Below are 12732 nucleotides of genomic sequence, written 5' to 3' on the forward strand. Positions count from 1 at the left end.
AGCCGCGCAGCCAGGCGTCGATGGCCTGGTGAACAGGTGGGCGAAGGAGCAGGTTCCGGGATCCTCGAGGTCCTGGTTTTGGTCACCGTGTGCTTCGGCGACCGTGAGTCCGTCACCGGGGCGTCGATGAGGTCAGTGCCCCAACGTCCTTCAGTGCCTGCCCTCTTGGTCAGGTGGGCAGTCCCGCGTCGCGGGCCAGGAGGGCGGCCTGGACGCGGTTGGTGACGCCCAGGGCTGTGAGGATGCGGCTGACGTGGGCTTTGACGGTGCTTTCCCGCATCGTGAGGCGGGTGGCGATGTCGGCGTTGGTCTCGCCCTGGGCGAGCAGGGCCAGCACGTCCAGTTCCCTGGGGGTGAGCCGCTCAAGCCGTTCCCGCGCGGCGGTGGCCTTCGGCTGGTTGCCGGCGTGGTAGCGGTCGATGAGCCGGCGGGCCGCGGCGGGGTGGAGCATGGCGGAGCCGGCTGCCACCAGGTGGACGGCACGCAGGATCTCGGCGGGATCGGTGTCCTTGAGCAGGAACCCGTCGGCTCCCGCGGCGAGTGCGTTGTAGACGTACTCGTCGAGGTCGAAGGTGGTCAGGGTGATCACCTTCGGCGGGTGGGGCAGGGCCCGTAGCCGGGCGGTCGCGGTGATGCCGTCCATGCGCGGCATACGCACGTCCACCAGGGCCACGTCGATGCGACGGGCGCCGGCCTGCTCGACGGCGTCCAGGCCGTCCACGGCCTGGGCGACGACCTGGATGCCCGGGTCGCCGTCGAGGAGATCGCTCAGGCCGAGGCGGACCAGGGCGTCATCGTCGACGATCATGGCGCGGATCATGTGCGGGTGCCGTTCTGTCCGATACCGACGGGGTGGGGGATGCGTGCGGCCAGCCGCCAGGCGCCGGCGCCGGCGGGCCCTGCGTCCAGGGTGCCGCCCAGCGCGGTGACGCGCTCGCGCAGACCGACGAGCCCGTATCCGGACTCGACGGCACCCGTGCCGGAAGTGCCGGGGACGCCGGGGGTGTTGGTGACCTCGATCAGGGTGGCGGGCGGGCGGTAGTCGACCCGTACGGTCACCGCGGCGCCGCCCGCGTGCTTGCGGACGTTGGTCAGCGCCTCCTGGACGATGCGGTACGCGGCCAGCCGGTGGGTCGTGGGAGCCTGCTCGGGAACGCCGTCGACGGTCAGCTCGACGTGCTGCCCGGCGGCGCGTGCCTCCTCGGCCAGCTCCCGTACGTCTCGTATCGCGGGTGCGAGCGTCGCGCCCTGCGCCGCGTCCGGGTCGCGCAGGGCGCCGAGAACGTCGCGCAGGTCGGCCAGGGCCTCGGCGGACGTGGCACGCAGCAGCACCAGGCGTTCGACGACCGGCGCGGGCAGGCCGTCGCCCCGGGTGGCCAGCACTCCGGTGTGCAAGGCGATCAGGCTCAGCCGGTGGGCCAGCACGTCGTGCATCTCCGCGGCAATGCGGGAACGTTCGGCGACCCGGGCCGTCTCCTCCCGCAGTTGCGACTCCGTCCGCAGATGCTCGACCTCGGAGGCCAGCGACTTCACCAGCCGCCGCCGGTTGCCCTGCCACAGGCCGACCACGAGCCCGAACAGCAGGACGAACAGGGCCGACACCCACCGCCGGTCGGCCCACAGCGACGTGGCCTGGGCACCGAACACATTGGCGCCCAGCGCCACGACGACACAGCCGAGGGCGACCCGCATCCGACGGGCCACGGCCAGGTCGAACAGGGAAACGGCCAGCAGCGGAGCCAGCAGCCACCCCCACCACGCCGTCCCCGCCGCCACCACCCACGGCGCGACGAACCGTCGCAGCCGGGGCACCGCCAGCGCCACCGCGCACACCAGCGCGGCAGCGCTCACCGGCACCACGTACCGGCCGCCGAAGAGCAGCGCGGCATTCACCGCGGCGCCCGCCGCCAAAAAGGCGACGAACCCCGTACGCCCGACCGCCGCCCACACCGGGCCCTTCCACCACGTCACCCGGCCATGCTAGGCATTCCACGACGGTTTCCGGCCAGACGAAAGTCCATGGCGGCCCCCTACTTTCGTCGGCCAAGCCCGTCGCAGAACGGAGGATTTGAAGGACAGCGCCGCTCCGTAGCGTCGAATCCATGAACGACTGGACGACCTCGCACCAGCGCGCCACCGCGCAGCGCCATGCCGAAGGCTGGATGTTCCTCATCGAAGCCGCCCGCGACCTGCGCACCACCGGCGCCGTCGCCCCCAGCGGCAAGGCCCTCGCCCACGCCCTGGCCGAGCCCGTCCGCGCCCGCTCGCCCCGTCCGCTGGCCGTCCTGGAAGCAGGCGCCGGCACCGGCGCCGTCACCCGCCACCTGATCCCCCGCCTTCCCCGCGGCAGCCGCCTCGACATCGTCGAGGCCAATCCCCGCTTCGCCGACCAACTGCGCACCCTCGCCGCCACCCACCCCCGCACGACGTCCCGCTCCGCAGACATCACCGTCCACCAGAGCCTCGTCGAAGACCTCGACACCGACCGGCGCTACGACGTGATCGTCTCCGGCCTGCCGCTGACCAACTTCGCCCCGGACACCGTGGAACGGATCATGGGCCGCTACATGGAACTGCTCCACCCCGGCGGAACCCTCACCTACTTCGCCTACCTCGGCACCCGACGCGCCCGCACCCTGCTCGCCTCACCCTCCGAAGCACGCCGGCACGCCGCCGTGGACCACGTCATGACCGCCTACCAGCGCCGCTACGCCACCGCCCGCTGGAGCGTATGGGCCAACCTGCCCCCCGCCCACGTCTGGCACCTGCAACACCCCCCAGTGCCCTCCCAGCCCTCCGCCGACGGTCAGCAGCACCCTGTGGACCAGGCGGGACAGTAGATGCACGTCCTGACCGACCTCCTTGCCCACCTCCCGCCGCCGGCCGCCTACGGAGTGCTGGCCCTGGCCGTGCTGGCCGAGTCGATCCTCCTGGTCGGCGCCTTCATCCCGACCCTCACCCTGATGCTGACCGCCGGCGCGATGGCCCGCGCCGGCCACCTCAGCCTCCCCCTCGTCATCGCCACCGCGGCCGGCGCCGTCATCGCCGGCGACCTCCTCGCCCACCGCACCGGCCGCCTCCTCGGTCAGCGGCTGCGCACCGGCCGCGCGGCCCGCCGCATCCCCGCCCCCCTCTGGCAACGCGCCGAGGCCCTCACCACCCGCCACGGCGGCCGAGCCATCCTGCTGGCCCGCTTCATCCCCGTCGTCCGCACCCTCGCCCCCCACTTCGCAGGCGCCACCAGCCTGCCCTACCGCCGCATCGCCCCCTACAGCGCCACCGCCGCCTGCCTGTGGGCCACCGCCGAAGCCGGCGTCGGCTACGGTGCCGCCACGTCCATCCAGCACATCATCACCCTTGGCGGGCCCGCCCTTGCCATCGCCGGCCTGATCACGGCCGGGTGCGCGGCCTTGTGGATGAAGAAGCGCCACCGCCACCCGCACCCGCACGACGCCAGCCCCACCCCCCGGTGAGCGTCCGGCCGCTCCCGTACGCAGTCTGCTCCGCCGAGCTTGGACCACCCACCGCTGGGACATCCCCGACGACGCCCATAACTGGCCACCTGTCTGCGCGGCCTCCAAGCCGCACAGGATGACCAGAGGGGTCAACATTCAAGAACTGGCTGGGGTCACTTTTCAGAGACTGGCGACAGCCCGCGCTCGACGGCCTTGCGCAGGACGGCGGCGAAGTCCAGCGGTAGGAGGTTGACTGCGTTGAGGGCGTCGGTGGTCAGAGGGATCTCTTCGAGGATGTACTCGCCTCGGCCTTCCTGGCTGAACTCGGGCCCGGTGCGGTCCTCGAAGCTCCATTTGTCGATGGTGGCGAGGTAGAAGTCCTGGCGCTCGTCGCCGGTCTCGATGGTGTGCAGATGGCGGACGATCTCGGCTTCGCCGGCGATCTCCTCGCGGACCTCGCGCAGGAGGGCGTCCTCAGGGTTGGTGTCGGTTGGTTCGACCTTGCCGCCGACGATCACCCAGTACGGGTCGACGCCGGGGCGGATGCGCTTGATCAGCAGCGTGGTGTCGTTCGGGGTGACAAGGACGGCGCGGACGCGGTGCTGTATGGCGGGGCTCCGAGGATGTGGTCGCGTGCGGTGCGGGCGAGGATTGCTTGATGCGGGGTCGGGATCGCGACGCGGTTCCAGTGGAAGGCGATCATGTGTGCGAGGACGTCGCGCAGTCCACGGGTGAGGCTTCCTCGAAGGGCGATGTCCGCGAGTTCGTGGCCTGCACGTGCGAAGGCGTGGATGCGGTCGGCTTCCCCGTGGAGGGCTTGGCCGGGTTCGGCCATGGCGAGGGTGTCGGCGGACAGTAGTGCTCGAATTCCGGCGGTGTCGGACTCCGGTAGGCCGGCAGGCGTCGGGCGCATGGCAGCGACTCGGGTCCAGACGTCGCCTTGCTCCGTCCACTCCTGGCCTGCGGCGCGGAGCATCACGCTGCACATCAGGATGGAGAGTTCTCGTCGTCCGAGGCGCGGGGTTTCGGGCTGATGGTGTTCGGTCAGGAGAGCACGGCTGTCGGCGTGGAAAAGGGCGTGGGCTGCGTTGATCCCCAACGGCCCTCCGAGGGCTGCGGTTTCAGGTTCGTAGATGCCTGGTGACCAGGAGGCGATCACGCCTTGGCTTTGAAGTCGGGCCATCTCCTGGGCCAGGTGGGTGCGGAGCGCGAGGCAAGCAGTTTGCAGGCGCAGCCGCCAGTACGGGTGCTTGCGGACGTACCACCAGGAGATGAGGGTGCCTCGGGCTTCGGCGTCGCACAGCATGGGGGCGAGATGGGCAGCCATGGTGGCCTCGGCGCTGTGCCAGTCGGTGGGTCTGATGTTGACGTGGGCCCAGGAGTCGGGGGGCGAGGCGATGGCGGCGCGTCCGGCGGTGCGGTAGGTCTCGGCGGCGGTGGCCAGGTCGGCGGCGTCGATGCCGAGCTGGGCGGCGGCCCGGGCGGTGTCGGTTCCGGTGAGGACGGCGAGGATTGCCCGCTCCAGGTACGGGCGTTCGGTGTGGCGGTTCATGGCCGGTCAGGCGAGGAGTAGGCAGGTGTCCCACCCCGTGGCGGGCGCACCACCACGGTCGGCGGCATGCAGGGCCAGGCGGACTCCACTGGTTCCGTCGAGGAATCCCGGTTCCCGCGCGGGGAGTTGCGAGTGAAGAAGGGTGCGCAAGGCGGGAAGGTGGGCGGTGAACCGGTCCGGGTCGGTGGCGTCGTGGGCAGCGCGGTGGACGGTGTGCAGGAGGCCGGCGGCTCCGTGGCACAGGCCCGGTTCGGTGATCTGGTCGAGTTGGGCGGGGGCGGTGAGGCACCGTAGCAGGGCGTCTTCGGCATTGCGTTTGCGGTGGGCGTCGCCGAGGGCGATCGCGGCGAGCTGTTGGGCGCGGGCCTGGCCGGGGGTGCCGTAACACCAGCTCGGGCGTGGCGGGCTGTCCTGGAGGATGGCGCCGAGGCGGTGTTCGTAGGCAGTGACCCACTGGGGCCACCAGGGGCCGTCGGGGCCGTGCTGGCACAGGGTGTCGAGCCAGGTGAGGATGCGCAGCATCGCGTCCGTGTGGCCGTCGACGGTGGCGCCCGCACGTTTGGCGAGGGCGAGCAGGGCGAGGGGGCCGGTGATGCCATGAGCGAGACCCAGGTTCCCGTGGCCGCCGGGGAAGGTGGCGGAGGTGCGTCCGGCAGGGTCGTACCGCACCCACCAGCCGGGCAGGTCGGTGCCGGGCAGCGGCTGGGTGAGGCGTACGAGGTAGGAGAGGACGTCGTGCAGGGCGTCCCCGTGCGGGTCGCGCTTGAGCAGGTGGGCGCCGAGGCCGGTGAGGCCGTACAGCAGGTCGTACTCGGCGGCACGCGTGAACTCGCCGGAGTCGATGCGGGCGTGGGCCCGGTCGAGGCGGCGGTGGACCAGCCTGTGGACTGCTTCGTCGAGACCGCACAGTGTCTTCGTGTAGCGCTCGCTGCCCGTGGCGGCGGTGTGGAGTGTGAAGGCCAAGGCAGGTGCGCCGATGAACAAGGCGGCATCGTCGGAGCCGATGAGGGGCTGGTGGGTGATGCCGGTCAGCCAGTCGTGGACGGAGCTCCAGGGGGAGCATCCGAGGGCGGCACGTTCGGCGTGGAGCAGGGTGATGCCGACTGCGCCGGTGGCCAGGGATTGGGCAGCGTGTGTGTCGGCGGTTCGGGTCATCGGGGGTGGTGTCCTTGGCGTCGGTGGGTGAGGGCGAGCGCGGTGGCGCGGGCAAGACGGAGGCAGCTGCGTTCGCCTGCCGGGTCGATTCCGGTGGCGCGGATGTGGTGCATGTGCAGGAGCGAGGCCAGGACGGAGTCCGGGTCCGGCCCGGGGCGGTTCTGCAGGGCGGCGCGGTAGGTGCGCAGGGCGGTGCGACGGGAGGCCCAGGCGTGGGTGATGTCCGTTCCGGTCTCGGTGCGTAGTCCGGCCCAGGTGTCGGCCGGGTCGGCGAGGCGCAGAGATTGCGCGAGGACGGCCCGGTCGAGGGCTGGTTCGCCGGCGGTGCGGGTGATGTGTTCGGCCAGCCATGCCGCTCCGGTCTCGGTGCCGCCGGAGAAGGCGGAGGCGAGGTCGAGGAAGGCTGCGGCGGTCAGGGCCTGCGGGTGGAGGCGGCCCGGGCCGGCGTGGCGGCGCTGGGCGAGGGCGGCGATGGAGTCGGCGACGAAAACGGCCTCGGCTCGTTCGAGGAGGCTGTCGCTTCCGTAGCGCCCGGTCTCGGGCCGGTAGGTGTCCCACTGGAGGCGGCCGCAGGCCAGGCCCGCATCGCGCAGATCGTCGGTCCAGGCGGCGAGCTGGCGGGCGAGGACCTCGAAGGGGACGACACCGGCACGGACACGTAGGCGCAGGTGCGGGTCCGGGTCGCGGTAGGGGACGAACCAGCAGTCCGGACGGCCGAGGGCTGTGAGCAACTCGGGCAGGCGGGCCAGGATTGCGGCGTGCCGGGCCGGTTGGGCGTAGACCTTGGCGAAGGCCCACCGCGCCTGTGGAGTGGCTGGATGTTCGTCGGGCGGCGCGGTGACGGCGGCCGCGTGCACTGTCGGCGGTGGCAGTGGCTCGGCGAGGGAGACCAGCGGCAGGACGATCTCGACGGCGCGGCCGTCCGCCCAACCGAGGTCCTTCGGGCCGGGGGCCTGTCGCAGGACGGCTGTGTTGTTGCGGCGCAGATGGGCGTGCAGCAGCTGCCGGTGGGCGCGCTGGTCGAGGTCGAGCCTCAGACACTGGTCGCCGTCGCCGAGGTCGACGTGGGTCGCTATCCGCAGCCGGTGTCGTGCGTCGTCGAAGGCGCGCTCCCACCTGGCAGCGGGGAAATCGGTCGTGCTGAGTCGCCATCGGGCGACGGCAAGGGTGATGCGTCCGTGCCGGACGGCCGGAAGGACCGGGAGGGAATCAGCCATCGGGCCCCAGGAGAACGGGGTGAGGACGGCGGCACCGGCGCGGGGCAGTTCGGTGAGGAACCGGGCGAGGGGGTGGGTGAAGTTCACCGCCTCGACGGCATTGAACGAGGAGGGCTCGATCACCTGCCCGGTGGTTCGGGACAGGAGGTGCATCCGGCGGGCATCGGCGGTCACCAGCAGGTCCCGTAGCGGTAGCGCCTCGGGCTCGTGCTGGGTGATGGCGATGACGTCGTCCAGGATGCGTGGTGCCCGGGCGACGTTGTCGGTGCCGGCCCACAGGGGCGGACAGGAGACTTGGGCGCGGCGGGCGCCCGCGGTCAGTGTGGGTGCGTCGCGTAGCCCGTCCGCGAGCCGACGTAGGTCCGCGTGGGGTAGATGCAGGAACCGGCCGATGGTCGTGCCCGCGCCCTGAGACAGGCCGGTGACCACGAGCCGGAAGTCGCGGTCGTTGAGATGCTGGCGGCTTGCGGCGTGGACCTGGACGCACAGGTCGAGGTGGGGCGGTAGGTGGTCGGGCTGATCCGTGCCGAGTCCGGTGAGCAGGTCCGTGAATTCCACGGTGTCGGCCGCGTCGAGGGCGGCGAGTTGCGCGGCCTTGGCCATTACCTTGTCGCGGGACGTGATCTGGGTGGGAGGCGGCTCCAGGGCGCTCGTGCGGTAGCCCGCCGGGAAGCCCAGCCCCGTGTCCGGGTTCACCAGGTCCAGGAGCGGTACCAGCCCGCCGATGCCGTACCGCTCCAGGAACCGCAGATGGTAGTCGCGCCAGGCTGGAGTGCCGGTGGGAAACGGGCTCGCCCGGGCGAGCAGGGCGACGGCGGTTTCGGCCTCTCGGGCCACCGTGTGCGGGATGGCCAGGTCGGCTCCGAGCTGGAGATCGACGGCGAGAGTGGGCCGGTCGGCGCCGCCGGTCAGCCTCGAAAGGTGGGTGCGCTCCTCGCGCTGCTCGCGGTTCGGGGCCAGGTTGTGGATGACGATTCTGTGGCTGACCTCGTGGATCAGCCGGATCGTGTCTTCAACGGCGGGGATCGATTCGGCCTCGGCCGTGGTGAGCTGGTCCAGGACGTGGCTCAGCGGGTCCGAAGCGGTCATCGGTGGGCGCAGGGTAGTGATCAGGACGCCGTGGCGGACCAACTGCACGAGCAGTTGTTCGGCCTGCTCGGGACTGGCACCGGGATGGGCGGCGAGTACGAGCTCGGCCAAGCGGTCGAGCCGGATCAGCCGTTGAGCCGAATCGACTGCGGTACGAACTGGCCCGGTGCGGCGTAGGGAGACCTCGGTGGGCGCCTCGGCGCTCTGCTGCTGGCCGGGGCGACGAAGCGGGACGACCAGCTGGTCGCCGCGCGTCGTGCAGGTCTGCTCGGCCGTCACCGGCAGGCGCAGCAGGAGCTCGGGGTCGTGTTCCAGCAGGCTCAGCACTTCCGTGAGCCATCGGGCGTCCGGCCGGGCGATCGCGTGGTGGTCCGCGTCCCAAGTCCCCTTCAGCGCGGGGCCGATGCGTACCGGGGCGACACCGGCGAACAGGCCGAACGGAGTCGCGCGGTGATGCTGCCGCAGGGCGTAGCGGACGAGTGTCTGACCGGCCTTGCGAACGGTGCGAGGAGCCCGGACGCGGCCGTCGACGACCTCTTCGACGCGTGCGGCGAAGGCGGGGTTCGCCAGGTGGACGGCCGCGGCGAGCTGCGGGTCGGCCCAGGTGTCGGACATCCAGGACTGCCAAGCCTCCGCCGGGGCGGGGTCGGCGTCGAGGTCGGGCCACGGCCGTAGCGGGCGAGGGCTGGTGCGGGCGGAGGCACGTAACAGCGCCACCTCCAGAGCTCGGTACATGCGCGCCTCCGTCTCGGTGTCGGTGAGGTCGTTGCCTGTGTCTGGTGCAGGGGCCCGCACGGCCCCTGCACCAGACACAGGCGTGGGTCAGGCGATGCAGCCGCTGTTGGAGCAGGCCGACTGGCAGGTCTTGCCGCAGCCGTCGCTGGTGCTGTCCATCAGCTCGCCGATCACGGGGCCCTGCTCGACGATCGTGATGTCCAGCTCGAAGCCGTTGTCCTGGTCCTGAGCCATGTCTCCTACTTCCTGGAGGTGTTGGGGATGGGTGGGGTGATGCTCACCTGGCCCGGGGGGCTACGGCTTCCCGGGCCAGGAGATCGTGATGCGGGTGTGGGGCTTGTCGACCACGCGGCCGGTGGGCAGCCGGTCGTCCGGCGTGCCGGCCACGTGGACGTCGAAGCGGGCACCCGGGCCGCCCCGGTACTCCTTGTCCCAGACCTGGATCTCGTGGACGAGACGGGCGGTGGCAGCGGCAGCCGCCGAGCCATGTCCGTACGCGCCGAGTTCGAAGCGGGTGAGGGTCTCGTCGATGGGGCGGACGGTGCGGTAGGCGAGGGTCCCGCCCACCACCAACGTGGCGACGCCCAGCGGGGAAGCGGATGCGACGAGCCCCTTGTCCCGGGCGGCCGGTGTCGCGGTCAGCCGCGCATGGCCGTCCAGTGCGGTGGCCAGCCACAGGTCGAGGTCGTCGATCGGCTCCTCGCCGCCGACCGTCACCCCTGACCAGACCTCCTGGCGGGGCGAGGTGAGGGCCGCACGCAGGGCTTCGGCGTCCACGTGATCGCCGTCGTCCAGCCGCAGCCCGACCTCCTCGCCCGGGGCGTCGTGCAGCAGCACCAGGCGCTCGCGGTTCTCCTCCGAGCCCTGCATCGGGACGAAGCCGCACAGCTCGTAGCCGGTGCTGACCAGGTGGTCGCCCTCGGGAACGAGCACGATGGAGCGCATCAGGCCGCGAACGCGTAGCGGCACGACGATCCGGCCGCCGGGGGCCAGCTGCTCCCGCCATGCCGGAGGGATGTCCGGAGCGCCGACCGTGACCGCGATCAGATCGAACGGGGCGTGCTCGGGGAGGCCGAACGCGCCGTCTGCGGTGACGACCCGCACCTTCTCGTAGCCGGCCTCTTCGAGCAGTCGGCGGGCGCGGCCGGTGACCTCCGGATCGATGTCCACGGTGGTGACCGCGCCCTTGGGCGCGACGAGTTCGGAGAGGTAGGCGGCGAACATGCCGCCGGAGCCGATCTCCAGGACGTTCTCCCCGGGCCGGGGACCGGCCTGCTCCAGCATGAACGCCTGGATGCGCGGGGCGGAGACCGAGCTGATCGCGAGCCCGTCCTTGTCGCGCTTGGTCACCACCGCGTTTTCGGGGTCGTAGGCGTCGGCGGGCCGCGCCTCGGGCGCGAACGGCTCACGCGGTACGCGGCCCATGACCTCGGCGATGCGCTCGGTGCGGATGGTGCCATCCTCGCGCAGGGCCTTCACCATGGCGGTGCGCAGGGTTTCCGGGGTGGGATCGGTGTTCACGGTCTTTCTTCTCCTTGGCTTCGGCCGCGCGCCCCGCAGGCTGCCCGGTGCGGCTATCGGGCTGTGCGGGCACGGTCTTTGCGAGCGTCGACCGAGCGTGGAAGTGAAGCGGCAAGGTCGGCGTGGATGACCTTGCCGTGTGGCCATACGGTCACGCCCCACCGCTGGCGGGTGAGTTGGTCGACCAGGGCGAGCCCTCGGCCGGATTCGGCGTCGGGACCGGCATCGATCAGGACCGGCGGGGACGCGGACCCGTCCGAGACCAGCAGTCGCACGGTGCTGCTGGTCGTGCGCCGGATGCCGACGATCAGGAACGTCAGGCAGCCGGTCTTCACCGCGTTGCCCACCAATTCGGACGTGATCAGCTCGGCGTCGTCGATCAGGTGGGGAAGGCTCCACTCGGTGAGCTTGACGCGGACCATGTGGCGGGCGGTGCGGGCTGACATGGGGGTGTAGGGCAACCGGAGGGTGGTCGGGCTCGACGAGGGAGCGGGCAGTGGTTTCGGCAGCAGAGGATGGAGCGTCGGCATGTACCAACTGTCGCGGAGGACTTACTGTCCGTGAACAGATGGAGGGTGTCAGTTCCCGAAGTCGTACCGGTGTCGAGTGATACGCGGTGTATCACTCTCAGCTGATGATCACGGATGTGCCGAGGATCGACGAGAGCTTGCGCAACTTGGCTGTGGTGGCGCTGCCCGCGCTCGCCTTCTGAGCGATCACCCCGGGCAGTCCCTGATGCCGGGCCCAGCCAGGAGCGGCGGAGCACACCTCGAGCAGAGTGTCCAGAGCAGTGTCGGACTGCCTGGCTTCGGCCTGTGCGAGCGCCACGTCCAGCAGCATCCGGTTGCGTGCGGACGGGGTGAGCGAACTCGTGTCGCCGATCGATTGGAACAGGCCGAGCGCCTTCCCTGGCTGGCCGGTTGAGACGGAGATCCCGATCGCCTGTGCGGTGACCGTTGCCGGTCCGAACGCCGTGCCGTTCACCATGACGTCTCGGCCCATTCGGGCTGCTACCGCAAGCCCCTGTGAGAGTAGGTCGTCGGCGCCGTCGACATTCCCCTGGCGGGCGGCGACGACGGCGGCGAAGGTCACATGCCATCCGTAGGTGGCGAGCATTCCGAGATTACGGTCCCCGTACCGAGGTTCGATGGACTCGTACGATGTGCGGGCGGTCTCCTCCGCCTGGTCGAGCCGGGCGTCCCGCAGGTAGATCCACGACCGGCCCGACGCGACCATGGCCGAGCGGACGGTGTCTCCGACGCGGTCGGCCTGGTGTTGCGCGTGACCGATCCCGGCGTACGCGAGATCTCGGGCGCCGAACTGGTTCGCCACGTAGGCGGCAAGCCGGTAGGCGTCCGCGAGGATACCCGCCGCCGCACTCTCCTGGTCGACCGGAGCGGCCTTCAGCGCGGCGGCGGCTTCGCGCAGTGCTGGGGCGACGCGTACTCCTGCGCCCACGTAGTCGCCGGAGCGGTAGGACTCCCAAGCGGCGGCGAGTCCGGCCGCGAGGTCGGCCGGGGGCGGGGGTTGTACGTCGATGCCGATGCCTGCGGCCGTGTCATGGACGATGCGGGACAACTCGCGCATCATCGCCCGGTCCCCGCCGTGCATCGCGCGGCGGGGAGCCTGCTGACCGAGTATCACCGACACGTCGGTGTGCAACGCGGCCGAGATGCGAAGCAGCGTCTGGAGGCTGCCGCCCAGGTTGCGCTCCGCCTTGCGGATCGTCGCCACGGACAGGCCCGAGGCTTCGGCGAGTTGCTCCTGGGTCATTTCCGGTCCGCGGAGGAGCTTGATGCGCTCGCCTGTGGTGTAGTCGGTCCACTGCGTCATCCTGGTCCCCTTCCGGGAGCACGGCCGTACTCGGAAGGTACCCGCTTCGGGGGCGGACGGGCGGGCTTCGGTTCATGCCGGACCACTGCGAGGCGTGCCCCGCTCGGCGCATGGCTAGGGTGCAGGTGCGTTGCTCAGCGCCGCGCGCTGCCCGGCAGGGCGCGCGCGGCGGAGG

The 12732-nt window shown here is 71.4% G+C and carries 12 protein-coding genes; 2 read left to right on the plus strand and 10 right to left on the minus strand.

The window, feature by feature from the left end:
• Positions 1-169 precede the first annotated feature (169 nt).
• Together ACIBCA_RS34060 and ACIBCA_RS34065 are read right to left on the minus strand one after the other, a co-directional pair.
• The gene (locus tag ACIBCA_RS34060) at positions 170-820 is read right to left on the minus strand and encodes a response regulator (RefSeq protein WP_396286965.1); all 651 of its coding nucleotides are present in this window, start codon (positions 818-820) and stop codon (positions 170-172) included.
• The gene (locus ACIBCA_RS34065) at positions 817-1971 is read right to left on the minus strand and encodes a sensor histidine kinase (protein WP_396286966.1); all 1155 of its coding nucleotides are present in this window, start codon (positions 1969-1971) and stop codon (positions 817-819) included. The genes ACIBCA_RS34060 and ACIBCA_RS34065 overlap by 4 nt, the downstream gene beginning before the upstream one ends.
• 131 nt (positions 1972-2102) lie before the next feature.
• Between ACIBCA_RS34065 and ACIBCA_RS34070 the strand changes: the two genes are divergently transcribed.
• Positions 2103-2840, plus strand: a complete 738-nt coding sequence (locus ACIBCA_RS34070; protein WP_396286967.1) for a class I SAM-dependent methyltransferase — start codon at positions 2103-2105, stop codon at positions 2838-2840.
• Positions 2841-3473, plus strand: coding sequence for a DedA family protein (locus tag ACIBCA_RS34075; RefSeq protein WP_396286968.1), 633 nt, complete (start codon positions 2841-2843; stop codon positions 3471-3473).
• Positions 3474-3628: 155 nt separating this feature from the next.
• Here the strand turns inward: ACIBCA_RS34075 and ACIBCA_RS34080 are convergent, their stop codons facing one another.
• The 8 genes from ACIBCA_RS34080 to ACIBCA_RS34115 all read right to left on the minus strand — a co-directional run bounded on the left by ACIBCA_RS34080 (position 3629) and on the right by ACIBCA_RS34115 (position 12557).
• The gene (locus tag ACIBCA_RS34080; RefSeq protein WP_396287040.1) at positions 3629-4063 is read right to left on the minus strand and encodes an NUDIX domain-containing protein; all 435 of its coding nucleotides are present in this window, start codon (positions 4061-4063) and stop codon (positions 3629-3631) included.
• The gene (locus ACIBCA_RS34085; RefSeq protein WP_396286969.1) at positions 4009-5007 is read right to left on the minus strand and encodes a thiopeptide-type bacteriocin biosynthesis protein; all 999 of its coding nucleotides are present in this window, start codon (positions 5005-5007) and stop codon (positions 4009-4011) included. The genes ACIBCA_RS34080 and ACIBCA_RS34085 overlap by 55 nt, the downstream gene beginning before the upstream one ends.
• Positions 5008-5013: 6 nt before the next feature.
• The gene (locus tag ACIBCA_RS34090; protein ID WP_396286970.1) at positions 5014-6162 is read right to left on the minus strand and encodes a lanthionine synthetase C family protein; all 1149 of its coding nucleotides are present in this window, start codon (positions 6160-6162) and stop codon (positions 5014-5016) included.
• On the minus strand, positions 6159-9185 hold the full coding sequence (locus ACIBCA_RS34095; RefSeq protein WP_396286971.1) for a lantibiotic dehydratase: 3027 nt from the start codon (positions 9183-9185) through the stop codon (positions 6159-6161). The genes ACIBCA_RS34090 and ACIBCA_RS34095 overlap by 4 nt, the downstream gene beginning before the upstream one ends.
• Before the next feature lie 105 nt (positions 9186-9290).
• Positions 9291-9437: an FxLD family lanthipeptide gene (locus ACIBCA_RS34100; protein ID WP_396286972.1), complete on the minus strand. Its 147-nt coding sequence runs from the start codon at positions 9435-9437 to the stop codon at positions 9291-9293.
• A 60-nt stretch (positions 9438-9497) separates the two neighbouring features.
• The gene (gene fxlM / locus ACIBCA_RS34105; RefSeq protein ID WP_396286973.1) at positions 9498-10724 is read right to left on the minus strand and encodes a methyltransferase, FxLD system; all 1227 of its coding nucleotides are present in this window, start codon (positions 10722-10724) and stop codon (positions 9498-9500) included.
• A 53-nt stretch (positions 10725-10777) separates the two neighbouring features.
• Complete coding sequence (locus ACIBCA_RS34110) at positions 10778-11254, minus strand: ATP-binding protein (protein ID WP_396286974.1); 477 nt, start codon at positions 11252-11254, stop codon at positions 10778-10780.
• Positions 11255-11351: 97 nt separating this feature from the next.
• Entirely contained in the window at positions 11352-12557 is a 1206-nt protein-coding gene (locus tag ACIBCA_RS34115) for a helix-turn-helix domain-containing protein (RefSeq protein ID WP_396286975.1), read from the minus strand.
• Positions 12558-12732 lie beyond the last annotated feature (175 nt).

Origin of the sequence: Kitasatospora sp. NPDC051170, from assembly GCF_044455705.1 — a bacterium.
Taxonomy (GTDB): Bacteria; Actinomycetota; Actinomycetes; order Streptomycetales; family Streptomycetaceae; genus Kitasatospora.